This window comes from Dyella silvae (genome assembly GCF_026421305.1).
GTDB lineage: Bacteria > Pseudomonadota > Gammaproteobacteria > Xanthomonadales > Rhodanobacteraceae > Dyella > Dyella silvae.
In genome coordinates, this window is the sequence record NZ_JAPJBQ010000002.1 from 532,157 (window position 1) to 556,416 (window position 24,260).

19 protein-coding genes and 2 tRNA genes are annotated in these 24,260 nt (G+C 61.9%); 18 read left to right on the top strand and 3 right to left on the bottom strand.

The window, feature by feature from the left end:
- The first annotated feature begins 46 nt into the window (after window positions 1-46).
- Together purE and OQE56_RS06625 are read left to right on the top strand one after the other, a co-directional pair.
- Window positions 47-550, top strand: coding sequence for a 5-(carboxyamino)imidazole ribonucleotide mutase (gene purE / locus OQE56_RS06620; protein WP_267222726.1), 504 nt, complete (start codon window positions 47-49; stop codon window positions 548-550).
- Window positions 547-1,710 (top strand): 5-(carboxyamino)imidazole ribonucleotide synthase, encoded by a 1,164-nt coding sequence (locus tag OQE56_RS06625; protein WP_267222728.1) that lies wholly within the window; start codon window positions 547-549, stop codon window positions 1,708-1,710. Before purE ends, OQE56_RS06625 begins: the two co-directional genes overlap by 4 nt.
- A gap of 112 nt (window positions 1,711-1,822) precedes the next feature.
- On the opposite strand, the gene sodB is transcribed toward OQE56_RS06625, so the two are convergent.
- Window positions 1,823-2,401, bottom strand: coding sequence for a superoxide dismutase [Fe] (gene sodB, locus OQE56_RS06630; protein ID WP_267222730.1), 579 nt, complete (start codon window positions 2,399-2,401; stop codon window positions 1,823-1,825).
- Between the two features lie 125 nt (window positions 2,402-2,526).
- Between sodB and grxD the strand changes: the two genes are divergently transcribed.
- The 8 genes from grxD (at window position 2,527) to OQE56_RS06670 (ending at window position 14,506) form a co-directional block, all read left to right on the top strand.
- A complete protein-coding gene (gene grxD / locus OQE56_RS06635; protein ID WP_267222732.1) occupies window positions 2,527-2,850 on the top strand; it encodes a Grx4 family monothiol glutaredoxin in 324 nt (107 codons plus the stop codon).
- Complete coding sequence (locus tag OQE56_RS06640) at window positions 2,850-3,620, top strand: SDR family NAD(P)-dependent oxidoreductase (protein ID WP_267222733.1); 771 nt, start codon at window positions 2,850-2,852, stop codon at window positions 3,618-3,620. Before grxD ends, OQE56_RS06640 begins: the two co-directional genes overlap by 1 nt.
- A 36-nt stretch (window positions 3,621-3,656) precedes the next feature.
- The gene (locus OQE56_RS06645; protein WP_267222735.1) at window positions 3,657-4,256 is read left to right on the top strand and encodes a YhgN family NAAT transporter; all 600 of its coding nucleotides are present in this window, start codon (window positions 3,657-3,659) and stop codon (window positions 4,254-4,256) included.
- 130 nt (window positions 4,257-4,386) lie between these two features.
- Window positions 4,387-6,096: a bifunctional ornithine lipid synthase OlsF gene (gene olsF, locus OQE56_RS06650; RefSeq protein WP_267222737.1), complete on the top strand. Its 1,710-nt coding sequence runs from the start codon at window positions 4,387-4,389 to the stop codon at window positions 6,094-6,096.
- A 438-nt stretch (window positions 6,097-6,534) separates the two neighbouring features.
- A complete protein-coding gene (locus tag OQE56_RS06655; RefSeq protein ID WP_267222738.1) occupies window positions 6,535-8,961 on the top strand; it encodes a TonB-dependent receptor in 2,427 nt (808 codons plus the stop codon).
- Window positions 8,962-9,373: 412 nt separating this feature from the next.
- Window positions 9,374-12,754 (top strand): TonB-dependent receptor, encoded by a 3,381-nt coding sequence (locus tag OQE56_RS06660; protein WP_267222739.1) that lies wholly within the window; start codon window positions 9,374-9,376, stop codon window positions 12,752-12,754.
- Window positions 12,755-12,936: 182 nt separating this feature from the next.
- Entirely contained in the window at window positions 12,937-14,346 is a 1,410-nt protein-coding gene (gene ppnN / locus OQE56_RS06665; protein WP_267222741.1) for a nucleotide 5'-monophosphate nucleosidase PpnN, read from the top strand.
- Between the two features lie 83 nt (window positions 14,347-14,429).
- Window positions 14,430-14,506, top strand: a tRNA-Asn gene (locus OQE56_RS06670).
- 66 nt (window positions 14,507-14,572) lie between these two features.
- On the opposite strand, the gene OQE56_RS06675 is transcribed toward OQE56_RS06670, so the two are convergent.
- Window positions 14,573-15,136, bottom strand: coding sequence for a GspH/FimT family pseudopilin (locus OQE56_RS06675; protein ID WP_267222743.1), 564 nt, complete (start codon window positions 15,134-15,136; stop codon window positions 14,573-14,575).
- Between the two features lie 153 nt (window positions 15,137-15,289).
- On the opposite strand from OQE56_RS06675, the gene uvrB reads away from it, so the two are divergent.
- From uvrB to OQE56_RS06690, 3 genes are all read left to right on the top strand, one after another.
- Window positions 15,290-17,311 carry an excinuclease ABC subunit UvrB gene (gene uvrB / locus OQE56_RS06680; protein ID WP_267222745.1) on the top strand — a complete coding sequence of 674 codons (2,022 nt, stop codon included), beginning with the start codon at window positions 15,290-15,292 and terminating at the stop codon, window positions 17,309-17,311.
- Window positions 17,312-17,390: 79 nt separating this feature from the next.
- Window positions 17,391-17,465 (top strand) — tRNA-Val (locus OQE56_RS06685).
- Window positions 17,466-17,530: 65 nt separating this feature from the next.
- Window positions 17,531-17,980, top strand: a complete 450-nt coding sequence (locus OQE56_RS06690; protein WP_267222747.1) for a CopD family protein — start codon at window positions 17,531-17,533, stop codon at window positions 17,978-17,980.
- A gap of 64 nt (window positions 17,981-18,044) precedes the next feature.
- Here OQE56_RS06690 and OQE56_RS06695 read toward each other — a convergent pair whose 3' ends face one another.
- Complete coding sequence (locus OQE56_RS06695) at window positions 18,045-19,052, bottom strand: NAD-dependent epimerase (RefSeq protein ID WP_267222749.1); 1,008 nt, start codon at window positions 19,050-19,052, stop codon at window positions 18,045-18,047.
- Between the two features lie 398 nt (window positions 19,053-19,450).
- Here OQE56_RS06695 and thrS point away from each other — a divergent pair, with 398 nt between their 5' ends.
- From thrS to pheS, 5 genes are all read left to right on the top strand, one after another.
- Window positions 19,451-21,352 carry a threonine--tRNA ligase gene (thrS, locus tag OQE56_RS06700; protein ID WP_267222751.1) on the top strand — a complete coding sequence of 634 codons (1,902 nt, stop codon included), beginning with the start codon at window positions 19,451-19,453 and terminating at the stop codon, window positions 21,350-21,352.
- 45 nt (window positions 21,353-21,397) lie between these two features.
- Window positions 21,398-21,922 (top strand): translation initiation factor IF-3, encoded by a 525-nt coding sequence (gene infC, locus OQE56_RS06705; protein WP_304529332.1) that lies wholly within the window; start codon window positions 21,398-21,400, stop codon window positions 21,920-21,922.
- A 657-nt stretch (window positions 21,923-22,579) separates the two neighbouring features.
- Window positions 22,580-22,777: a 50S ribosomal protein L35 gene (gene rpmI, locus OQE56_RS06710; protein ID WP_038615747.1), complete on the top strand. Its 198-nt coding sequence runs from the start codon at window positions 22,580-22,582 to the stop codon at window positions 22,775-22,777.
- Between the two features lie 16 nt (window positions 22,778-22,793).
- A complete protein-coding gene (gene rplT / locus OQE56_RS06715) occupies window positions 22,794-23,153 on the top strand; it encodes a 50S ribosomal protein L20 (RefSeq protein WP_017463630.1) in 360 nt (119 codons plus the stop codon).
- A 105-nt stretch (window positions 23,154-23,258) separates the two neighbouring features.
- Window positions 23,259-24,254 carry a phenylalanine--tRNA ligase subunit alpha gene (gene pheS, locus OQE56_RS06720; RefSeq protein ID WP_267222762.1) on the top strand — a complete coding sequence of 332 codons (996 nt, stop codon included), beginning with the start codon at window positions 23,259-23,261 and terminating at the stop codon, window positions 24,252-24,254.
- Window positions 24,255-24,260 lie beyond the last annotated feature (6 nt).

Consider the following 24,260-nt stretch of genomic DNA (forward strand, 5'->3'; position numbering starts at 1 on the left):
GAGACGCGGAAAGTCCGTACAATAACCCTTTTGGATGGCTTGGGTCATGACCTCGACTTCCCTCCCGCCGCGCGTGGGTGTTGTGATGGGCTCCCGTTCGGACTGGGAAACCATGGAGCATGCGTCCAGCGTGCTGACTGAGCTCGGCGTTGCGCACGAGGTGCGCGTCGTGTCCGCGCATCGTACCCCTGACTTGCTGTTCCAGTATGCCGAGGAAGCCGTCGGTCGTGGCATTCAAGTGATCGTGGCTGGTGCGGGCGGTGCGGCCCACCTGCCGGGCATGCTGGCGGCCAAAACACGTCTTCCGGTGTTTGGCGTGCCGGTGCAGTCCAAAGCCCTCAATGGCATGGATTCTTTGCTCTCCATTGCGCAGATGCCGGCCGGTATTCCGGTTGGCACGCTGGCCATCGGTCGCGCGGGCGCAGTCAACGCGGGTCTGCTGGCGGCCTCTGTTCTGGCCTTGCACGATCCGGCGCTGGCAACGGCTCTTGACGCCTACCGTACCCGGCAGACGCAGAGCGTGCTCGATCATCCGGATCCGCGCTCGTGACCGTCCGCCGTCAACCCGTACTTGGCATTCTTGGTGGTGGTCAGCTCGCCCGCATGCTTGCGTTGGCGGGTGCTCCGCTGGGTGTGAAGAGCCTGGTGGTGGACAGCGCCGCCGATGCGTGTGCCGGACAAGTCGCTCCGCTCGTTGTAGCTGACTGGACCGACTATGAGGCGCTGGATCATTTCGCGCGCCAGGTCGACGTGGTCACGTTCGATTTCGAAAACGTCCCGGCCGAAACCGCCCATTGGCTCGCCAAGCGAGTCGCGGTATTTCCGGCGCCGCGCGCACTGGCGGTGGCCCAGGACCGCCTGGCCGAGAAAACCCTGTTCCGCGAATGCGGCCTGATGACGCCGGAATTCAAAGCGGTCGATACCCGCGAAGAGCTCGACCAGGCGTTGGCCATCGTTGGCGCCCCGGCCATCCTCAAGACGCGCCGTCTGGGCTACGACGGCAAGGGCCAGTTCCGCATCAAGACGCTGGCCGACGCCGACGCCGCCTGGGCGGCGCTGGGTGCGCAGGCAACGGCGCACGGACTGATTCTCGAGGCCTTCGTACCATTCGATCGCGAGCTGTCGGTGGTGGCAGTGCGTGGCCGTAACGGCGAATTTCGCACCTGGCCGCTCACCCAGAACTGGCATACCGACGGCGTGCTGTCGCTCAGCCTTGCTCCCGCGCCAGATATCGCCGCACTGCAGGAGCGTGCGACCCATCTCGCGCGCACGCTGGCGGAACAACTGGAGTATGTCGGCGTATTTGCGCTGGAGCTGTTCGTGAAGAATGGCGAGCTGCTTGGCAACGAGATGGCACCGCGCGTGCACAACTCCGGGCACTGGACCATCGAAGGCGCCCTCACGAGCCAGTTCGAGAACCATGTGCGTGCGGTGCTTGGCTTGCCATTGGGCGACACCTCGGCACGCGGGTTGTCGGCGATGTTCAACTGGATCGGCGAATTGCCCGATGCTGCGCCGGTGCTCGAAGCAGTGGACGCGCACTGGCACGATTACGGCAAGCAGCCTCGCGAAGGCCGCAAGGTGGGACATGCCACGGTGTGTGCGCCCAATGCCAGCCAGCTGGTCGAGCGGCTTTCCGGTATCGCGCATGCGCTGGGGCGCGATCAGCAAGCGGGGCCGGCAGTCGGCAAGCTGCTGGAAAACAGGTAATCGCGAAAACCCTGTGGGAACGCACACGGTGCGCTCCCGCAAAATTAGGCGAGCTGTGACAAAAAAACGGGGCCATGCGGCCCCGTTTTCATAGCTAGATTCCCCGGAAGGATCAGGCCAGGTTCTTGGCCGCGAACTCCCAGTTCACCAGGTTCCAGAACGCCTCGATGTACTTCGGACGGGCGTTGCGGTAGTCGATGTAATAGGCGTGTTCCCACACGTCGCAGGTCAGCAGCGGCTTGTCGCTGCCGGTGATCGGCGTGGCGGCGTTGGACGTGTTGACGATGCCCAGCGAACCATCCGGACGCTGCACCAGCCAGGTCCAGCCCGAACCGAAGTTGCCGACGGCCGACTTGGTGAACTCTTCCTTGAACTTCTCGACCGAGCCGAAAGCCTTGGTGATGGCGTCGGCCAGCTTGCCGGTCGGCTCCTTGCCGCCCTTCGGGCTCAGCGAGTGCCAGTAGAAGGTGTGGTTCCAGATCTGGGCGGCATTGTTGAACACGCCACCGGAGGACTTCTTGATGATGTCTTCCAGCGCAGCGTTTTCGAACTCGGTGCCCTTGATCAGGTTGTTGAGGTTGGTCACGTAGGCCTGGTGATGCTTGCCGTAGTGATATTCGAGCGTCTCCGCGGAAATGTGCGGTTCGAGCGCGTTCTTTTCATAGGGCAAGGGGGGGAGTTCGATCGCCATGATGTGGCTCCTGGGCGTTGGCTGAGGAAAAGGGCCGGGCTTATGCGGCCACCCATAGGGCGGCCACCGACGCACGGCTGATACACTACGGATCTAACCGCATTGTAATGATGAATGGCAAAGCTATGGACGTTAACGAGCGAATCAAGGCCGTCTTGGCCGAACACGCCATCGTGCTCTTCATGAAGGGCACGCCGCAGTTCCCCATGTGCGGGTTCTCCAGTCGCGCTGCACAAGCGCTGGCGGGGGCGGGCGCGGAGTTCCATGCCGTCAACGTGCTGGCTGATCCCGAAGTGCGTGCCGCCCTGCCGCATTACGCCAATTGGCCGACCTTTCCGCAGCTCTTCATTCAGGGCGAGCTGATCGGCGGCTGCGACATCATCGAGGATCTGAAAGCCTCCGGTGAGCTGGCGCGCATGGCGGCGGATGTGGCCGGGGCTGATTCCTGATGGCGCTTCCGTTTGCACATTTGCCAAAGGATTGGGCGCCGGCGGAAGGTTCGCTGGCCGGTCGCGTGGTACTGGTGACGGGCGCTTACGGCGGACTTGGCGCGGCGGTAGCGCGTGCCGTGTCGCGCGCCGGCGCTACGGTGGTGATCACCGGCCGACGCAAGCGTCAGCTCGAGCAACTTTACGATGCCATGGTGAGCGAGGGCTTGCGCGAGCCCGTGATCCACCCACTGGATATGGAAGCGGCCACGCCGAAGGATTACGAAGCGCTAGCCGATGGGCTGGCGCGCGACTTTGGCCGGCTGGACGGCATTGTCCACGCGGCCGCCAGTTTCAACGGACTCACCCCGCTGGCCATGCACAAGCCGGATGATTGGCTGCGCGCCTTGCATGTGAATGTGTCGGCGCCCTTTGCGCTCACGCAGGCGTGCGTGTCGCTGCTGGCGCAGGCACCGGACAGCGCCGTGGTGTTTGTGCTGGACGATCCTGAGCTGATGCAACGCGCGCATTGGGGCGGCTATGGCGTGTCGAAGGCCGCGCTGGAGCGTTACGTCGAGATCCTGCATCAGGAGACCGAGAAGACGCCACTGCGCACGCACGCGCTGCTGCCGGGTCCGATGCGCACCACGTTGCGCCGCGCTGCCTATTTCGGTGAGGACACCACCATTCATCCGCTGCCCGATGCTACCGCTGACGCCGTGGTCTACCTGCTTGGTACGCAGGGCGCGGCAGCGCGCGGTGCTGCTCTCGATCTGCGGTCACACGCATGACCGCGCAACAAGGGCAGCATTGATATGGAAACACAGATGACCACGCTCTCAGCGGCGATCCTGCTGTTTCTGATCATGGATCCGCTGGGAAACATTCCCATTTTTCTCAGCCTGCTGAAGGACGTAGCCCCTAAGCGTCGCCGACGCGTGATGGTGCGCGAGCTGCTGATTGCGCTGGGTGTGCTGCTCGGCTTCCTCATTGGCGGCCAGCACATTCTCAAGTTGCTGCAGCTGAGGCAGGAGTCCATCAGCATCGCGGGTGGCATCGTGTTGTTCCTGATCGGTATCCGCATGGTGTTTCCGCCGGCGGATGGCGGCGGCATCTTCGGTAAGCAGGGGGAAGGCGAGCCTTTCATCGTGCCGATGGCGATCCCCGGTGTGGCAGGTCCCTCCGCCATGGCCGCTTTGCTGCTGCTGACCAACACACAGCCTGGTCGCACCGCGGACTGGGCCATCGCCTTGCTTGGTGCCTGGCTGGCCACCGCAGTCATTCTTTTGTTTTCCACCTATTTGTTCCGCTGGCTCGGCGAAAGCGTGCTCACGGCCCTGGAGCGCGTGATGGGTATGCTGTTGATTGCGTTGTCGGTCCAGATGTTCCTGAGTGGCGTGGCAGCGTATTTGCATCTCGCGGTTTGACGCTCTGCATCGGCGGGTTTGACGTTTGAAACGTGACCTGAGATCGCACACGTGATCTTTCGGTCCTTTCCGCATAACCTTGCTGTCATAATCCGAGACCAGCATTTGGGGTAAATCCCAGGAGGCGGTCATGCTCAGCGTTGAACAGACCCTCACCGAACGTCTGCCATGGTTGGCGCAACATCCCCTGATCCGCCGGCCGATGGCTGGCATGCTGGGCCGGCTGGCCGATGAGGATGGCTTCAACCGGACGCTGACGGCGATAGGTGAGGCGGAAGGCTTCGATTTCGTCGAACGCGCGCTAGACCTTCTTGGCGTCAGCTATTTCGTCAATCCGCGCGAGCGCGAAAACATCCCGGTCGAAGGCGGGGTGTTGATTGTCGCCAATCATCCACTGGGCATGATGGATGCGCTGACGCTGCTGCAGATGGTCGGCTCGGTGCGCAGCGATGTGCGTATCCTCGCCAATGATTGGCTGATGTCGATTGAGCAGCTGCACAAGCTGTTGCTGCCGGTCGATATCTTCGGCAAGGGCGCCGCCTCGAAGATGCGCGACATCTATCGCGCACTGGATAACGGCGAAGCACTGATCGTTTTCCCGGCTGGCGAAGTATCGCGAGTCGGCCCCGCCGGCCTGAGCGACGGGCGCTGGTCCGATGGTTTTGTACGTCTGGCGCAGCGCAGCCGCGCGCCGGTGCTGCCTGTGCACATTTCCGCGCGCAACTCGGCGATGTTTTACGGTTTGTCGATGTTGGCCAAGCCGCTGAGCACGGCCATGTTGCCGCGCGAGGCCATTTCGCCGACCAGTCGTCGCGTGGGCTTCAGTGTGGGTCAGCTCGTGTCGGCCGATGAGCTTGAGCAGCACAGTGGCGGTTCGACCAAGCGCGCCGCCAAGTTGATGCGCCGCCATGTGTATCGCGTGGGTCGTCATCGCGGACTGATCTTCGGCGGGCAATCGCCGCTGGCGCATCCTGAGCTGACGGAGCGTGTGGCTGCCGAACTGCAGTCGCAGGGCGAGAAGTTTGCGGATCTGAATGACGGTAAGCAGATCTGGTTGTTCAAGGGTGCATCTGACAGCACCGTACTGCGCGAGATTGGACGTCTGCGCGAACTCACGTTCCGCAAGGTAGGTGAGGGCACCGGCGCCCGCCGAGACCTCGATGCCTACGACCCGCACTACGAACATTTGGTGCTGTGGGATCCGAAGGCGCTGCGCATCGTCGGCTCCTATCGCTTTGGGCATGGTGGCCGGCTGATTGCCGAGCGTGGCATGTCGGCGCTGTACACCTCCAGTCTGTTCAATTATTCGCCTGCACTTGAATCACGTCTGGCGCAGGGGCTCGAGTTGGGCCGCAGCTTTATCGCTCCGGCCTACTGGCGTTCGCGTGCGCTGGATCAACTGTGGCAAGGCATTGGCCTGTACCTGCAGCGCCATCCGGAGCTGCGCTACCTGTTTGGCCCGGTGAGCATGTCGGTGAGTCTGCCGCGCGAAGCACGCGAATGGATTGCCGCCGCTCATCAGCACTATTTCGGCGCGCCTGGTCTGGCTTCGGCGCGTCAGCCGTTCGTGGTGTCCCCGGCGGTCATCGACCTCGTGCGCGATACGCTGGCCGGACTGGATCCGGCGACTGGCCTGGGCAAGCTCAAGCACCATCTCGACGCGCTGGGCGTCAGCCTGCCGGTGCTCTATCGCCAGTACGTGGACCTGGTGGAGCCGGAGGGCGTGCAGTTCCTCGATTTCGGCGAAGACCCCGGTTTCTCCGGCTGCGTCGACGGCCTTGTCATGCTCGACCTGGCCACGCTCAAGCCTGCCAAGCGCGCGCGCTATCTGAGCAAGTAAACACGTAAGACGTGCTGCGATCCTTGCGAATCTTTCGCAAGGATCGCGCGTGCCGGATGCCCGTTTCCTTTCGGATAGGACAGCTTTTTTCGATCTCACCGTGATTAAACGGTAAATTCTTTGTAAAATACTTATGTAAACCTTAGCCGCGTTGGCTAGTGCTCAAGGGGCATTGCCTGCGTTAGCCAGCGGGGTTCAATGGATTTCGTAAATGTTGCCCGACCTTTTCCGGTCGGGCTTTTTTACGCCCTGAGAAAACGTTTAAATTTACGTTAAGCGGCAGGATTTTGCGTTTATGGACAATCGCTTGCGCTATTTCTTTCGATACGGCGAAAGAAATTGCATGTGCCGCATCAAGCATCCCTTGCTCTCGCTGCCAGCTGGCTCCCCCTTTGCGCCGGCTGCTTCCCCCATCTCATAAAACTGGAATCGACGAAGATGAAACGAAACCACCTTTCCATGGCGATCGCTGTCGTGTTTTGTATGGCGGCAGGTTCTGCAGCTGCGCAGGACGCCGGCGGCCCGGCCGACCCGGCGAGCGCCAACAAAGAGGCGGCCAATCAGCGCAGCAACGCGTCGAGCACCTCCAACACCACGACGTCCAACGACACCAAGCGCGTTCAGCAGCTGAACACCGTGACGGTGCAGGCCGATAGCCTGTCGCTGGGCGGCGGCCTGATGTCGGTGCAGACGGCGCCGAAGTCGGTTTCGACGGTCACGCGCGATGCCATCGAAAAGGCCTCGCCGGGTTCCAACTTCACCCAGATGATCGGCAGCATTCCGGGCGTCAATGCCGCCACGGACGACGTGACCGGTCTGGCCAACGGCCACTACAGCATCCGCGGCTTCGACTCGTCGGACATCGGCATGACGCTCAATGGCGCGCCGATCACCGACTCGGGCAGCTACTCGGTGTACGCGACGGAGTACGGCGACTCCGAGAACATGGGCGACATCACCGTGTTGCAGGGCATTCCGGACGTGGATATGCCGGACTCCGGCGCGTCGGGCGGCCACATCGGTTGGGCCACCATCGATCCCTCGCACCAGGCAGGCGTCGATTTCACCCAGACCTTCGGCAATAACGACTACCGCCGCACCTTTATCCGCCTCAACACGGGCGACACCGGCCCGGTGCGCTCCTGGCTGTCGTACTCCAACAACAGTGCCGACAAGTGGCGCGGTCCGGGTGACATGAATGTCACCAAGGTCGACGGTAAGTCGATCTGGACGATCAACAGCGACAACTCCATCAGCGCCTCGCTGCAGTACAACCGCGAAAACAACATTGCCTACCGTTCGGTCACCAAGGCCCAGGTAGCGCAGAACGGCTACAACTTTGACTACCAGCCGACCTGGATGTCGGGCTCTTCGCCGGCAGCGATCAGCAACAACACCTACTACTACGGCCTGCGCACCAATCCGTTCCGCAGCTACCTGTTCAGCCTGGACGGTGAGTTCAAGCTGGCTGATAGCCTGCGCCTGTCGGTGGTGCCGTACTTCTGGTACGGCAACGGCGGTGGCGGCGCGGCCGCGACGGTGACGGAAAGCACCTCGCCGCTGGATCGCTTCGGTTATGCAAACCAGGACGTCAACGGTGACGGCAAGGTCACCAATAACAGCAAGGGCGTGGTCTATTCCTATTCGGCGGCGACCACCTACCGTCCGGGTGTGATTGCAAAGTTCAATCAGGACTTCGGCCTCGACAACAGCCTCGAGTACGGCGTGTGGTACGAGCGTTCGCGCAAGAGCCAGGAAGACGTGTACGGCGCTGTCGACAACCAGGGTAATCCGGGTGATCTGTGGGGCCGTTCCAACTTCATCGTGTATCCGGGCACCGGCCTGCCGCAGAAGGTGTATGACGAATACACCACCACCGAGGTCAAGAAGGGCTTTGTCACGGACAACTGGACCCCGAATGACCAGTGGACCTTCACCGCTGGCGTGAGCTACCTGTGGGAGAAGCGCGACGGTTTTGCATGGGAGTACCCGGGCTCGACCGCCGGTGCGCTCACCAAGCAGCAGAAGTTGATCGACGCGAACAAGACCTGGAACAAGTTCCTGCCGACGGCCGGTATCAAGTTCCAGCTCGACGAGCGCAACCAGTTCTTCATCGGCAGCGGCAAGACCTTCCGCGTGCCGACGAATACGGTGTTGCTGCTCAACACGCTGGATGATCAGAAGCAGGCGAATGCGCCGGAAAGCGCCTGGAACACCGACCTTGGCTACCGCTACTACGGCGATCAGCTCTCGGCCAGCGCTGACATCTACAACAGCAACTACAACAACAAGCAGCAGAGTGCGTACGACCAGGCCACCGGTTACACGTACTACACCTCGGTGCATCGCATGCACATGAAGGGCTTCAACGGTGAGCTGAGCTACAAGCTGGCGAAGGACTGGACGGCTTACGCCTCCTACACCTACACCCAGGCCAAGATCGTGGGCAACATCGATGGCGGCAGCGGCGACGGCATCTATCCGACCAACGGCAAGACCATGCCTGACACCGCCCGCAACATCGGCAATGTCAGCCTGGGCTACGACGATGGCAGCCACCTGTGGGCCACGCTGTCGGCACGCGTCACCAGCTCGCTCTACGGCGACTACATGAACACCGAGCGGGTGGGGGGCTTCACCACCTTCAACCTCAGCGCCGGCTACAAGTTCGACAGCTGGGACTGGCTGAAGAACCCGTACATCAAGTTGAACGTGTCCAACCTCACCGACCACAAGGCCTTCTCGTACGTGAGCTCGGCGCAGTTCCTGGCCGTGGCCAGCGGCTCGCTTTACACCAGCTCGCCGACCTATGGCCTGCTGCAGCCGCGTGCGTACGTGGTGACCTTCGGTACCTCGTTCTTCTAAGCGACAACACCGTTGAACCCGCTAGCCGGCCCCGCAAGGGGCCGGTTTTTTTTTGCCCTCGCGATGGCGCGGTGGCCAGCACTGCAGCGCGTTGGAGCGGCGTACTCCGCGTGGCAGGAAAGGCATTCCTTTCGCCGCTGTCAGGGGAGGCGCCCTTTGTCGTAAGGAAGTGCGATTCACGGGTCAGGAAAAGCGTAAGAACTGTGAGATTTACGTCAAGAAGTTACGAATTTGTAATATAATGCGACTACATTCGTCGTGATGATTCCTGGCTGGCGGCCTCGCCGAGTACCCCAGGATCATCAAATCATTTCTAGGGAATCAGCCACTTAAGACGGTGGCGGAGGGGCATGGGACTCCTCTGTGCTGGTCCCGTGTTTTTTCTTGCGAATCTCGTAGGGGTTGAATCTCGATGAACAACGCATTGCGCACCAAGCTTTTGCCGGTGGCCATTGCGGCGCTGCTCGCGGCGTCGCCGGTACTGGCACAGGACACCTCCTCCTCGATCAGTGGCCGCGTGCTGGACGCCAACGGCCAGCCGGTTTCCGGCGCCACCGTGCAGATCCTGCACGAGCCGACGGGCACCACCAAGACCACCACCACCGACGCCAGCGGCCGTTACTCGGCCCAGGGTCTGCGCGTGGGTGGTCCGTTCGACGTGAAGGTTTCCAAGGACGGTACCCAGTCGGAACAGGACAACGTTTACCTGCAGCTCGCGCAGGACACTGCCGTCAACGTGACCATGGGCGCCTCCCAGGCGGCTGCGCAGAACCTCGGCGGCGTGACGGTGTCGGCGACCACGTTGTCGCAGACCTTCAATGCCGAGAACAAGGGCCTGTCGACCAACGTGTCGCGCCGTGAGCTGGAAGCTACGCCGACCCCGAACCGCTCGATTCAGGACGTGGTGCGCCTCGATCCGCGCGTGACCATCTCTGACCGCGACCGCGGCCAGATCTCCGCGCTGGGTCAGAACTTCCGCTACAACAACGTCACCATCGATACGGTGAGCGCGGGCGATCCGTTCGGTCTGGAAGACAACGGCCTGGCCAGCGTAGGTACGCCGATCTCGCAGGACACGATCGAGGAATACAACATCTCGACGGCGAACTATGACGTCTCCGCCCGTCGCGGTGTGGGCGCCAACATCAATGCGGTGACCAAGAGCGGTACCAACAATTTCCACGGCTCGGTGTACTACACGTACCAGAACACCAACAAGATGGTGGGCGAGCTCGACAACGCCAACGGCCAGAGCTCCAAGTACACCGGTTTCGATCGCAACTGGACGTCCGGCTTCACGCTGGGTGGCCCGATCCTCAAGGACAAGCTGTTCTTCTTCGCTTCGTATGAAGAGTCCAAGAAGGAAGGCGTGGGCTCCAGCTACGGCCCGATGGACTCCAATTACACCAACACCGTGCAGGGCCTGACCCAGGCACAGGTTGACCAGATCATCAGCCAGGCCAAGTCGCTGGGGCTGAACCCGGGCAACTACACCGACAAGTTCGATCTGACCGACAAGCGCTACCTGGTCAAGCTGGACTGGAACATCAACACCAATCACCGCGCCAGCTTCCGCTACAACCAGACCAAGGAAGTGCAGCCGATCGCCACGGCCAGCGCCGCCGGTTACCTCAACCTGAGCAGCAACTGGTACTCGAAGAACCGCAACAGCAAGAGTTACACGCTGAACCTGTTCGATGACTGGACCGACAAGTTCTCGACCGAATCGGCCATCTCGTACGCTACGTACGATCAGAGCCGCGGGGCACTGGTGGGTGGCGACCAGCCGTACCTCCAGATCTACCCGAACAATGACGTCGGCAACAACAGCGCGACCAACGTGGCGCTGGGCACCGAGCCGAACAGTCAGGTCAACGCACTGAACGTGAAGTCCTGGAATGCCTACTTCGCCGGCACCCTGTACCTGGGCGACCACACGCTGAAGGGCGGCGTGGACTACGAGCGTGACCAGTATTACAACGCGTACGTGCCGCGTTACTTCGGTTCGTACCAGTTCAACCTGGCCGCCTGGCCCAAGGGGGCCTGGTACAACTACCAGATGAAGCGTCCGGTCAACGGCTACTCGCTGGACGACGTCGCGGCCCGCTACACACTGAACCAGTACGGCATCTTCCTGCAGGACACCTGGCAGGCTACGGACCGTCTGTCGCTGCAGTACGGCGTGCGCGTGGATATTCCGATCACGGACGATCAGCCGCTGCTGAACCCTTGCTTCGCCGCTGCGCCGGGCAAGGCATTTACGGCCTACCAGGCTGACGGCAAGACCCCGGCGTGCGTCGCTTCCAAGGGCGGTTTCGGTTACCCGAACAACACGCGCGTCAGCGGCAACCGCGTGGTGCAGCCGCGTATCTCGTTCAATTACCAGTTCGACACCGAGCGCATGACCCAGCTGCGCGGTGGCGCGGGCCTGTTCATCGCGAACAACCCGAGCGTGTGGCTCTCCAACGCTTACGCCAACAACGGCTACAACGTTGGCACCTGGAACATCACCGACGCCAAGAGTGGCCTCCCGGGTGTGGTGCTGCCGAACGTCGGCATCAAGCCGGCGCCGTCGTACGACCCGAACAACCCGATCATTCCGGGTAACTCGACGACGCTCGGTTCGTCGGCCGCCAAGATGGCCGTGGATACGGTTGATCCGAGCTTCAAGCAGCCGACCGTATGGAAGATGAACCTCGCCGTCGATCGCGAGCTGCCCTGGATGGGCATCGTTGGGTCGCTGGAGTGGGTCCATCTGCAGGTGCGCGACGCGATCTTCTACAAGAACATCAACATCGGTGCGCCGACGCGTCTCGCTCAGGACGGCCGTAACCTGTACTGGAACGGCAACGTCAAGGGCACGGCAGGGACTGCCAGCGCCAATGGTCTCTCCTCGGCCAACGAGCGCGCCAACCAGAACCCGGCGTTCGATCGTGCCACCACGCTGCTCACCAATACCCAGAAGGGCAGCTCGGACAACCTCACGCTGTCGTTCAAGAAGGGCTTTGCAGACGATTGGTACGGCATGGTGGGTTTCAGCTACAACCGTTCCACCGATGTGAATCCGGGCTCGTCGAGCGTTGCCAACTCCAACTACAACAACAACGTCTGGGTTAACCCGAACGAAGACAAAGCCACGACGTCGGCCTACTCGGTGCCGTATCGCGTGATCGCTTCGCTGACCTGGCAGCATCGCTTCTTCGGCGACTACGCCACCACCGTGAGCGCCATGTACGACGGCCATTCCGGCTCGCCGTACAGCTGGACCTTCGGCAACGACATCAACGGCGACGGTTACGCCCGCGATCTGGTCTACATTCCGAAGTCGGTGAACGACGTGAAGTGGGCTTCTGCGGTGACGAGCCAGATGAAGCAGCAGTTCATGGACTACATCAACAGCAACGACTACCTGAGCAAGCACAAGGGTGACATTGCTGGCCGCAACGCCGACCGCGCACCGTGGATCAGCCAGCTCGACCTGTCGTTCCGTCAGGAAATCCCGGGTCTGTTCGATGGCAACAAGGGCATCATCGCCCTGGACATCTACAACTTCACCAACATGCTCAACAAGCGTTGGGGTGTGGAACGTCGTGCGAGCTTCCCGGGCGTGCGCAACCTGGCTGACGTGAGCGGCGTCGACGCCAACGGCAATTACTACTACGACATCTCCGGCAAAAACTATAAGGACAAGAACGGCAACTACGCGCCGAATGCGTCCCCGCTGCCGGTGAACGAGTCGCTGAGCCCGTCGCAGCGTTGGTCCGCCATGCTGAGTGTGAAGTACACGTTCTGATCGGGTCGAAAGATCTGGCGAACCGAGCCGGCGCCCGCAAGGGCGCCGGTTTTTTTGTGGGTTTAGGGGCGATGAGACAGTCTGCGGCTTGACCCTGCCATGCCCGGCGCGGGAAGCTACGCGGTCCGCCGCGTTTTGCCCGGACGTACGAGCCGCGAAGGCGCGGCTAGGAGACTGCTTCAATGAATGACACCCAAGCCGGCAAGACCGGCCGAGCCGCCACTGTCAGCGCGCGTATTTCCCCCGCTGGTGGCCTGGATATTCTTTCCCGAAACGAAGTGGCGCGCCTGCGCGATGCCAGCGGATCGGGCCTGCACGCCTTGCTGCGCCGCTGCGCGCTGGCGGTGCTGACCTCGGGCAACATGAGCGACGACCCCCGCGGCATGCTCGAGCAGTATCCGGATTTCGATATCCAGGTACTGCAGCAGGATCGCGGCATCAAGATCGAGTTGACCCACGCGCCGGCCCAGGCCTTCGTGGATGGCCAGATCATTCGCGGTATCAATGAATTGCTGGTCGCCGTGATGCGCGACATCGTCTATGTGTCGACGCAGTTGGAGCAGGGCAGCTTCGACCTCGACGACAGCGTGGGCCTCACCCATGCGGTGTTTGAGATTCTGCGCAACGCGCGCATTCTCAAGCCGCAGGTCGACCCGAACCTCGTGGTGTGCTGGGGTGGTCATTCGATCTCGCGCGACGAATACGAATACACCAAGCAGGTGGGTTATCAGCTCGGCCTGCGCGGCATGGATATCTGTACGGGTTGCGGCCCGGGCGCCATGAAGGGCCCGATGAAGGGCGCCACCATCGCGCACGCCAAGCAGCGCCATCGTAATAACCGCTACATCGGCATCACCGAGCCGGGCATCATTGCGGCCGAGTCGCCGAATCCTATCGTGAATCACCTGGTGATCATGCCGGATATCGAGAAGCGCCTCGAAGCATTCGTGCGCATGGGCCACGGCATCATCGTGTTCCCGGGTGGCGTGGGTACGGCCGAGGAAATCCTCTACCTGCTCGGCATCCTGATGCACCCGGACAATGCCGGCATGCCGTTCCCGCTCATCCTCACCGGCCCCAAGAAGTCGGCGGCCTATTTCGAGCAGATCGATCGCTTCCTGCGCCTCACGCTGGGCGACAGCGTTGCACAGCATTACCAGATCATCGTGGACGATCCGGCGGCGGTGGCACGCGCGATGATTCGTGGCATCGAGAAGGTGCGCAACTATCGCCTGGACAACAAGGATGCGTTCTTCTTCAACTGGTCGCTGAATATTCCATACGCGTTCCAGCTGCCGTTCCGTCCCACGCATGAAGCCATGCGTGCACTGGCCATCCATCGCGACCGTCCGCGCCACGAGCTGGCGGCAGACCTGCGTCGCGCGTTCTCCGGCATCGTCGCAGGCAATGTGAAGGAAGAGGGTCTGCGTGCCATCGAGAAGGAGGGGCCCTTCGACATCGACGGCGACGCCGACATCATGCATTCGCTCGACGAACTGCTGAAGGCGTTTGTGGCTCAGGACCGCATGAAGCTTCCCGGCGGGACGGCCTACGTGCCGTGCTATCGGGTGCTGACGGGCAAGACCGCCTGATTTCCGGCGATTCTCAAGGCGATTCGATGGCTAAAACGTCTTGACAGCCCGGGGCTGGATATTCAAACTATCCAGCTCACCCCGCCCGAATAGCTCAGCCGGTTAGAGCACTTGACTGTTAATCAGGGGGTCGTTGGTTCGAGTCCAACTTCGGGCGCCATATTCGACAAGGCCGCGCAGTCATGCGCGGCCTTGTTTTTTTGCGTTCTTCACGGCCTCGCGCATGTTATGGGCCGCTGTTGGCGCACTGCTTTCCCTCGTCAGCCGAGGCCTTGGCGCCATAGACCCTGCCAGCGCCGGAAGTGACCACGGTCAATGCGCCTTCGGCCTCGCCGCGTACGCAGAGGGTGAAGGTCACGTTGCTGCCACCGGCGGTGCCGTCACTCTGGTATCGCACGCGCTTGCGACCGGCGCTGCTCAGAATGGTCAGGCGGCTGTTGCCAGGAATCACCATCCGCGGTTCTCCATCCACCTGGTCGGCTTGACCGCTGCGGTAATGGCCGACCAGCCAGCCGGCCTCCCAGTGCAATCCATCGTCGCATCGCCGGCCCGCCTGGGACGGGCAGAGCAGCGTGCGTCGTCCGGAAGTCACGGCCAATCCGCGCGCGTGATTCAGCGATGAGATCAGCTCCATCTGCATGGCCTGCAGCCGGCTGCGGTTGCCCAGGCGGCTCAGCGCGGGCGCGGCAAGGCAGGCAAGCGTGATCGTGACGGCCAAGGTCACGATCAGCTCGATGAGTGTGAATCCCTTGGCTAGCCGTCGTGGTGTACCTCTTCGCCCTGATCCCATGCGCCGCCTCCTGCGTTGCCCGCGGGTTCAAGCTACGGGGTAGGGCGATGGGTGACAGTCGTCGATCCGGGGTGCTGGGCGTCATTGCCTGCTGACAGGCTCTGTCAGCAGGGGCAATTTAGAATGGCCTCTCGAGCCCCCATGTGTCCTGCCATGACTGATCGCTTCGAACTCGTCTCTCCCTATAAACCCTCAGGTGACCAGCCCGGGGCGATCCGAGCGCTGACCGAAGGTTTTGAGGCTGGCCTCGCCGCGCAAACGCTGCTGGGCGTTACCGGTTCGGGCAAGACCTTCACCATCGCCAATGTGATCGAGAAGGTGCAGCGGCCTACCATCGTGCTGGCGCCAAACAAGACGCTGGCGGCGCAGTTGTATGGCGAATTCAAGGAGTTCTTTCCGCACAACGCGGTGGAGTACTTCGTCAGCTACTACGACTACTACCAGCCGGAAGCCTACGTGGCAGCGTCCGATACTTATATCGAGAAGGACGCCTCGATCAACGACCACATCGAGCAGATGCGTCTGGCGGCCACCAAGGCGCTGTTGTCGCGCAAGGATGCGTTGATCGTCGCCACCGTCTCGGCCATCTACGGCCTGGGCGATCCCGAGGATTACCTGTCGTTGCGCCTGATCCTGGCCAAGGGCGAGCATATCGACCAGCGGCAACTCATCCGGCAGCTGACGGAGTTGCAGTACTCCCGCAACGAGATGGAGTTGAAACGCGGTACCTATCGCGTGCGCGGCGAAGTGATCGACGTGTTTCCTGCAGAATCGGAAACCGAAGCACTGCGCATTGAACTGTTCGATGGTGACATCGAGAACATGTCGCTGTTCGACCCGCTCACCGGCGAAACGATTCGCAAAGTGCCGCGCTATACGGTGTACCCGCGTACGCATTACGCCAGCACGCGCGAGAGCGTGCTCAATGCCATCGAGACCGTCAAAGTCGAACTGAAAGAGCGTCTGGAGCAGTTGTACAAGGACAACAAGCTGGTCGAGGCGCAGCGCCTGGATCAGCGCACGCGTTTCGACATCGAAATGATGGCGGAAGTGGGTTACTGCCAGGGCATTGAGAACTACTCGCGCCATCTTACGCGCCGAGGCCCCGGCGAGGCGCCGCCGACCCTGTTCGATTATCTGCCGGCCGATGCACTACTGGTGGTCGACGAATCACACGTGACCATTCCGCAGTTGGGCGCCATGTACAAGGGCGACCGCTCGCGCAAGGAAACGCTGGTGGAGTTTGGCTTCCGCCTTCCATCAGCCATGGATAACCGGCCGTTGCGTTTCGAGGAATGGGAACAGCGCGCGCCGCGCTCCATCTACGTATCGGCCACGCCGCGCGACTACGAGTTGCAGAAATCCGGTGACGCCATCGTGGAGCTGGTGGTGCGTCCCACGGGTCTGATCGATCCGGAGGTGGAGGTGCGCCCCGTGCGTACGCAGGTGGATGACCTGCTGGGCGAGGTGCACAAGCGCGTGGCCATGGGCGACCGTGTGCTGGTGACCACGCTGACCAAGCGCATGGCCGAAAACCTCACCGAGTACCTCGGCGAACATGGGGTCAAGGTGCGCTATCTGCACTCTGATATCGAGACGGTGGAGCGCGTGGAGATCATCCGCGACTTGCGCCTTGGCGAATTTGACGTGCTGGTAGGCATCAACTTGTTGCGCGAAGGCCTGGATATGCCCGAAGTGTCGCTGGTGGCGATCCTCGACGCGGACAAGGAGGGTTTCCTGCGCTCCACGGGCTCCCTGATCCAGACGATTGGCCGAGCGGCTCGCAACCTGCGCGGCAAGGCGATCCTCTACGCCGATTCGGTGACCCGCTCCATGCAGGCAGCCATGGATGAAACTGCGCGCCGCCGCGAGAAACAGCAGGCCTACAACACCGAGCACGGCATTACCCCGCAATCCGTGGTCCGTCGCATTGCCGACATCATGGAAGGGGCGCGCAGCGAGGCGCCGGGACGTGGCCGCGGCAACCGTGGCGAGCGCCGCGCCGCCATCGCGGAGCAAGGTGCCAACTACGCCGCGCTCAACGCCGATCAGGCCTCCGCCATGATCAAGAAGCTCGAGGCGCAGATGTACAAGCACGCCGAAAACCTGGAGTTCGAGGAAGCGGCGCGGATTCGCGATCAGATCCACCAGCTGCGCGAAAAAGCGGCGCGTTGAGTGGGGCTTACGGGACGGTTGTCGCCGCCGATGGGATCCCGTATACTGCGCGGCTCGCACGGCATGCCGGGCGAGCTCCGGGCGGTTAGCTCAGCGGTAGAGCACTACCTTGACATGGTAGGGGTCACAAGTTCGATCCTTGTACCGCCCACCAATACCGACGAAACGGCGCGGCCCTCGGGTTCGCGCCGTTTCTTTTTGCGCTGAAGGAGCCAGTCGATGACGTATCTGTGGATCAAGAGCCTCCATCTGTTGTTCGTCATGGCCTGGATGGCCACCGTGTTCTACCTGCCGCGCATCCTGGTGAACATTGCGGAGGCCGGTGACGAGCCTGCCGTCAAGGCGCGGCTGATACTCATGGGGCGGCGGCTCTACCGTTTTGGCCACAACATGTTCGGCATCGCCTTCCTGTTCGGCCTGACCTTATGGCAAGGCTGGCGGCTGTTTCCGCAAACCTTGCCGAACGTGGTCGCTTCGCTGCACTGGATCGACGCCAAGCTCACCCTGATCGTGCTGCTGCTGGTGTACTTCAGCTGGACGGGCCGTCTGCTTAAGCGCAGCGAACAGGGAGGGGCGCTGCCATCCGGCAAAGTGCTGCGCATCATGAACGAGCTGCCGGTGCTGGTGCTGCTGGGTGTGATCTTCCTGGTGATCGCCAAGCCGTTCTGAAGCAGGAAATAGGGGAGAGGAGTGAGAAGTGAGAGTGGTTCTCTCGTTTCTCACTCCTCTTCACTCACTTCTGGAAGTACTCCCGGTACCACGCCACGAAGCGCGCCACACCTTCCTCGATGGATGTGTTGGGTACATAGCCCACATCACGGCGCAGCGCCGACACATCGGCCCATGTATCGGGCACGTCGCCCGGCTGCATCGGCAGCAGACGCTTCTCCACCGTGCGGCCCAGATGCTGTTCCATCAGCTCGATGAAGCGCAGCAGCTGCACGGGCTGGTCATTGCCAATGTTGTAGACGCGATAGGGCCCGCTGGATGTGCCGGGGCTGGGCAGCAAAGCGTCGTAAGCGGGGTCCGGCAAGGCGACATGGTCCAGGGTGCGGATCACGCCCTCCACGATGTCATCGATGAAGGTGAAATCGCGACTGTGGTTGCCGTAATTGAAGACGTCGATGGGTTCGCCGCGACTTATGCGGTCGGCGAACAGCATGGGCGACATGTCGGGACGTCCCCATGGCCCGTACACGGTGAAGAAGCGCAGACCTGTCGTTGGCAGGTTGTACAGATGGCTATAGGTGTGCGCCATCAGCTCGTTAGCCTTCTTGCTCGCGGCGTACAGGCTTACCGGATGATCGACGGCATCCTCGATGGCGAACGGTAGCTTGCGGTTGGCGCCGTAGACGGAGCTGGATGAGGCGTAGACCAGATGCTCGATTTTTCCGTGGCGGCAGGCCTCCAGGATGTTCACGAAGCCCACCAGGTTGCTCTGCACGTAGGCTTGCGGATTCTTCAGCGAATAACGTACGCCGGCCTGGGCGGCCAGATTGACCACGCGCTGAGGCAGGAAGCCGGCGAAAGCCCTGTTCACGGCATCCGCGTCGGCCAGATCGGCCCGCAGGTGCGTGTAGTTCGGGTGGCCGGAAAAGCGCGCCAGGCGGGCTTCCTTGAGCGACGGGTCGTAGTAATCGTTGTGGTTGTCGATGCCATAGACCTCGTCGCCGCGCGCCAACAGGCGCTCAGCCAGGGCGGAGCCGATAAAGCCGGCCGTGCCGGTGACGAGCATGCGCATCGCGTAACCTCCAGGGTAGGGGCGCGCATTCTATCGCTGTCAGCTGTGAGACTGATGGTGCGGGTGATGCTGAATTGACAGCCCGTGGTGGGCTAAACTAGCGTCTCTATCGAATCCATCCAGAGACTAAGGTGGCTCGCGCTTTCCGCGCTGGTCGAGTGTGTGACATGGCAACTACGAACTTCCCATGCTGACCTGAGCCACGCCTTGTTTCACGAGAGGGCGCATGGCGCCTTTATTTTTGCCCGCCGTCCGGGCGGGCAAAAGCCAAACCGGCCATCCATGACCGGATTCTTCACGAAAAGCACGCTTTGTCGGTGAGCGACGTTAACTCGCCATCGACTCGGTCGAGCTCTACAAAACACACGTTCTATTGAGCGTCTTTATCAGGTGCGAACATGATTGAAATCACGCTACCCGACGGCAGCAAGCGCCCGTTTGATCATCCGGTGACGGTGCAGGATGTGGCTGCCTCTATTGGCGCCGGCCTCGCCAAGGCCACGCTGGCAGGCAAGGTGGACGGTAAGCTGGTGGATGCCAGTTTCCCCATCGATCGCCACGCCAGCCTCGAAATCGTTACGGAGAAGAGCCCGGAAGCGCTGGATATCCTCCGTCACTCGACGGCCCATCTGCTGGCGCAGGCGGTGCAGCGCTTGTATCCCGGCGCGCAGGTGACCATCGGCCCGGTGATCGATAACGGCTTCTACTACGACTTCGCCTATGAGCGCCCGTTTACGCCCGACGATCTGGTGAAGATCGAGGCGGAGATGGAGAAGATCGTCAAGGAGGGCCTGCCGGTAACGCGCAGCGTGAAGTCGCGCGATGAGGCCGTGTCGTTCTTCCGTGGCATCGGCGAGGAATACAAAGCCGAGATCATCGAAAGCATCCCGTCGAACGAGGAACTTTCGCTCTACTCGCAGGGCGAATTCACCGACCTCTGCCGCGGCCCGCACGTGCCCAATACGGGCAAGCTGCGCGCGTTCAAGCTGATGAAGGTGGCCGGCGCCTACTGGCGTGGCGATTCCAACAACGCGATGCTCACGCGCATCTACGGCACGGCCTGGCTCAACGACAAAGACCTCAAGGCCTACCTGCACCAGTTGGAAGAAGCCGAGAAGCGCGACCACCGCAAGATCGGCAAGGCGCTCGACCTGTTCCACCAGCAGGAAGAAGGCCCTGGCATGGTGTTCTGGCACCCGAAGGGCTGGGCCATCTGGCAGCAGGTGGAGCAGCACATGCGCCGCGTGTACCGCAACAGCGGCTACCAGGAAGTGCGTTGTCCGCAGGTGCTGGACGTCTCGCTGTGGAAGAAGTCCGGCCACTGGGACAACTACCAGGAAAACATGTTCTTCACCGAGTCGGAGAAGCACACGTACGCCCTGAAGCCGATGAACTGCCCGGGTCACGTGCAGATCTTCAATACCGATCTGCATAGCTATCGCGAGCTGCCGATCCGCTACGGCGAGTTCGGCGCGTGCCATCGCAACGAGCCCTCGGGTGCGCTGCACGGCATCATGCGCGTGCGCGCGTTCACGCAGGACGATGGTCATATCTTCTGCACGGAAGAGCAGATCGAGTCCGAGGTGACGGCGTTCCACCAGCAGGCCATGAAGGTCTACAGCGACTTCGGCTTCGCCGATATCGCGCTGAAGATCGCGCTGCGCCCGGATAAGCGCATCGGCAGCGATGACGTGTGGGACCGCGCCGAAGATGCGCTGCGTGCTGCGCTGGGTGCTGCCGGCGTGACCTGGGAAGAGTTGCCGGGCGAGGGTGCCTTCTATGGTCCCAAGATCGAGTACCACATGAAGGACTCCATCGGCCGTGCCTGGCAGGTCGGCACGATGCAGGTGGACTTCATGATGCCCGAGCGCCTGGGCGCCGAGTACGTAGACGAGCATTCACAGCGCCGTCACCCGGTGATGCTGCATCGTGCCATCGTGGGTTCGATGGAGCGCTTCATCGGCATCCTGATCGAGCATCATGCCGGTCTGCTGCCGACCTGGTTGTCGCCAGTGCAGGCCGCGGTGTTCAGCATTACGGACGCCCAGGCCGACTATGTCCGCGAAGTGACGCAAACCCTTGTCGATAAAGGTTTCCGCGTACACGCCGATTTGCGCAATGAGAAGGTCGGCTATAAAATCCGCGAACATACGTTGCAGAAAGTCCCTTACCTGCTGGTGGTCGGAGATCGCGAGAAGGAATCGGGGGCGGTATCTGTGCGTACGCGTTCGGGCGAGGACCTCGGCAGCATGCCGTTGGTCGCGTTTATCGAGCGCCTGGAAGCCGAGACCCGTCGCTAAGCGCGCGAGCCGGCACTTTTAAGAACTCTTCTGGAGGATTGTGGTATCGCTACCACCGACACTAAGGGCAATCGCCGTAACCTTGAAATCCGCGTCCCGCGCGTTCGCGTGATCGGCGCAGATTCGGAACAGCTCGGTATCCTGACCCGTGACGAGGCGCTGGCTTTGGCGCAAGAGGCGGGCATGGACCTGGTTGAGATCCAGCCGAACGGCGATCCGCCGGTCTGCCGCATCATGGACTACGGCAAGTTCAAGTTCGAAGCCCAGAAGAAGGCCCAGGCCGCCAAGAAGAAGCAGAAGCAGGTCGAGATCAAAGAGGTGAAGTTCCGTCCGGTTACGGATGTGGGCGACTACCAGATCAAGCTGCGCAACATGCTTCGCTTCCTTGAGGAAGGCGACAAGGTCAAGGTCACCATCCGCTTCCGCGGTCGCGAAATGTCCCACCAGGACCTGGGCCAGAATCTGGCCAAGAAGATCCAGGAGGATGTGGGCGAGAATGGCGTGGTCGAGTCCTTCCCCCGCCTGGAAGGCCGCCAGATGGTCATGATGATCGGGCCGAAGAAGAAGTAATTCTCGGTAAATCAAGAAAAAAGCGACCTGCGGGTCGCTTTTTTTGTTGCTAGTCGCCGGACAAGGTGCGGGCTTTGCGCTTTTGACCTTTGGGCCCCCTGTGCGGCGGTGAGGGTCGGGCGATCAGGCCCCGAAGGGGTGCCTGGCAGGACGCCAGGCACTTTTCGCCGGGGCAGGAGCCCCGTCGAAAAGCCCGGCCGGCCCTCACGGACTGGTCGGCGCAGCCGGCCAGCGCCAAGCGGGGTGCCCTTCTCTTTGGTTACTTTCTCTTGGGCAAGCAAGAGAAAGTGACCCGGCCTCCGGCAGGAGGACGGAAGCCCGCGGCAGGCGAGCCCACTCGCGATAGCGCGCCAGAATCACGCAAAAGGCCGCTCGACCAGGCGATGAGGCAAGAGTGTCCCCTCACCCCAGCCCTCTCCCCGGCGGGGAGAGGGAGCTAAGAGCGGCCCCGCCTTTGCGGCTGCTCGCATCCAAAGGGAGCGGGCTTGCGGTTCGGATAGCCCTGGCGCTAGCAAAACCCTGATTTGCTCCGTATAATCGCCGGTTCGACCCACCAGGACGGGTCGTGAACCGATGCTGGCAGGACGGAAAGAGCGCCTCAGGGGTGCCGCCAGATCAGTCAGAAACCGGGGTCAATCCCCATCAAGGAGCATTTCCATGCCCAAGATCAAGACCAACCGGGCGGCTGCGAAGCGTTTTCGCAAGACCGCATCGGGCAAGTTCAAGGCCGGTCACGCCTTCAAGTCGCACATCCTGACCAAGAAGTCGACCAAGCGTAAGCGCGGTCTGCGTGCGACCAACCACGTCAAGGCATGCGACACCAAGGGTGTAGCACGCATGTTGCCGTATCTCTAAGGCGGAGGACTGAACCATGGCTCGTGTTAAGCGTGGCGTTACCGCCCGTCGTCGTCACAAGAAGATCATTGGCCGCGCGAAGGGCTACTACAACGCCCGTCGCAAAGTCTTCCGCGTAGCTAACCAGGCCGTCATCAAGGCCGGTCAGTACGCCTACATCGGCCGCAAGCAGCGCAAGCGTCAGTTCCGCGCTCTGTGGATCGTGCGTATCAACGCTGCTGCCCGTCAGTTCGGTCTGTCCTACAGCCGTCTGATCAATGGCCTGGCCAAGGCCGGCATCACCGTCGACCGCAAAGTGCTGGCAGACATCGCCGTGCACGACATCAAGGCGTTTGGTGCGATCGCAGAGAAGGCGAAGGCCAGTCTGGCCGCTTGATCGTCGAGCGCTCTGCGCACTGACGATATGATGTGATCAAGCGGGGAGGAGGCCATCAGCCTCCTCCCCGTTTTTGTTTCTGACTTCCACACCGGAATCGCATCGATGGACGATCTGGATAGCCGCGCGGTCGCCGCGCTGGCCGATATCGACAAGGCCGATACGCTCGAGGCGCTCGACGCGCTGCGCGTCAGTCTGCTGGGCAAAAGCGGCATCGTGACTGCCGCGCTGAAAGCGCTGGGTGCGTTGTCGCCCGAAGAGCGCAAGGCGCGTGGTGCCGAGGTCAATCGCATCAAGGATCGCCTTGCCGACGCGCTGGCCGCACGCAAGCAGGTGCTTGAGCAGGCGGAGCTCGATCATCGCCTCGCTTCGGAAACCATCGACATTACCTTGCCAGGCCGCGACGGCGAGCGTGGCGGTATCCACCCGATCACGCGAGCGCTCGAGCGCATCACCGCGATCTTCTCGCGCCTGGGTTACCAGCGTGCCGATGGTCCGGAGATCGAGGATGACTGGCACAACTTCGAGGCGCTGAACTTTCCGCCGCACCATCCGGCGCGCGCCATGCACGACACCTTCTACTTCGGTGATGGTCGCCTGCTGCGCACGCATACGTCGCCGGTGCAGGTGCGCTCGATGCAGGGGCGCCAGCCACCGATTCGCATCATTGCGCCGGGCAAGGTGTACCGCAGCGATTCGGACCAGACCCATTCGCCGATGTTCCACCAGATCGAAGGCTTGCTGGTCGATGAAACGTCGAGCTTCGCCGACCTGAAGGGCACGCTGGCCGAATTCATCCGTGCGTTCTTCGAGCGCGATTTCGAAATGCGTTTCCGCCCCAGCTATTTCCCCTTCACCGAGCCCTCGGCTGAGGTGGATATCCGTTGGGATGCGGAAGACGGCAGCACGCGTTGGCTCGAGGTGCTGGGCTGCGGCATGGTGCATCCCAACGTGCTGAAGAACTGCGGCATCGATCCGGAGCGCTACACGGGCTTTGCGTTTGGCCTGGGCGTGGAGCGTTTTGCGATGCTTCGCTATGGCGTCTCCGATCTGCGCGCGTTCTTCGAGAACGATCTGCGCTTCCTCAAGCAGTTCGCGTAAACGCAG

What these genes read in the sequence shown, in the direction of transcription:
- purE (WP_267222726.1), top strand. Translation starts at nt 47, where the DNA reads ATGACCTCGACTTCCCTCCCGCCGCGCGTGGGTGTTGTGATGGGCTCC.
- OQE56_RS06655 (WP_267222738.1), top strand. Translation starts at nt 6,535, where the DNA reads ATGAAACGAAACCACCTTTCCATGGCGATCGCTGTCGTGTTTTGTATG.
- OQE56_RS06675 (WP_267222743.1), bottom strand. Translation starts at nt 15,136, where the DNA reads ATGGGATCAGGGCGAAGAGGTACACCACGACGGCTAGCCAAGGGATTC.
- OQE56_RS06695 (WP_267222749.1), bottom strand. Translation starts at nt 19,052, where the DNA reads ATGCGCATGCTCGTCACCGGCACGGCCGGCTTTATCGGCTCCGCCCTG.
- OQE56_RS06660 (WP_267222739.1), top strand. Translation starts at nt 9,374, where the DNA reads ATGAACAACGCATTGCGCACCAAGCTTTTGCCGGTGGCCATTGCGGCG.
- OQE56_RS06645 (WP_267222735.1), top strand. Translation starts at nt 3,657, where the DNA reads ATGACCACGCTCTCAGCGGCGATCCTGCTGTTTCTGATCATGGATCCG.
- rpmI (WP_038615747.1), top strand. Translation starts at nt 22,580, where the DNA reads ATGCCCAAGATCAAGACCAACCGGGCGGCTGCGAAGCGTTTTCGCAAG.
- ppnN (WP_267222741.1), top strand. Translation starts at nt 12,937, where the DNA reads ATGAATGACACCCAAGCCGGCAAGACCGGCCGAGCCGCCACTGTCAGC.
- uvrB (WP_267222745.1), top strand. Translation starts at nt 15,290, where the DNA reads ATGACTGATCGCTTCGAACTCGTCTCTCCCTATAAACCCTCAGGTGAC.
- OQE56_RS06690 (WP_267222747.1), top strand. Translation starts at nt 17,531, where the DNA reads ATGACGTATCTGTGGATCAAGAGCCTCCATCTGTTGTTCGTCATGGCC.
- thrS (WP_267222751.1), top strand. Translation starts at nt 19,451, where the DNA reads ATGATTGAAATCACGCTACCCGACGGCAGCAAGCGCCCGTTTGATCAT.
- rplT (WP_017463630.1), top strand. Translation starts at nt 22,794, where the DNA reads ATGGCTCGTGTTAAGCGTGGCGTTACCGCCCGTCGTCGTCACAAGAAG.
- OQE56_RS06640 (WP_267222733.1), top strand. Translation starts at nt 2,850, where the DNA reads ATGGCGCTTCCGTTTGCACATTTGCCAAAGGATTGGGCGCCGGCGGAA.
- pheS (WP_267222762.1), top strand. Translation starts at nt 23,259, where the DNA reads ATGGACGATCTGGATAGCCGCGCGGTCGCCGCGCTGGCCGATATCGAC.
- grxD (WP_267222732.1), top strand. Translation starts at nt 2,527, where the DNA reads ATGGACGTTAACGAGCGAATCAAGGCCGTCTTGGCCGAACACGCCATC.
- olsF (WP_267222737.1), top strand. Translation starts at nt 4,387, where the DNA reads ATGCTCAGCGTTGAACAGACCCTCACCGAACGTCTGCCATGGTTGGCG.
- sodB (WP_267222730.1), bottom strand. Translation starts at nt 2,401, where the DNA reads ATGGCGATCGAACTCCCCCCCTTGCCCTATGAAAAGAACGCGCTCGAA.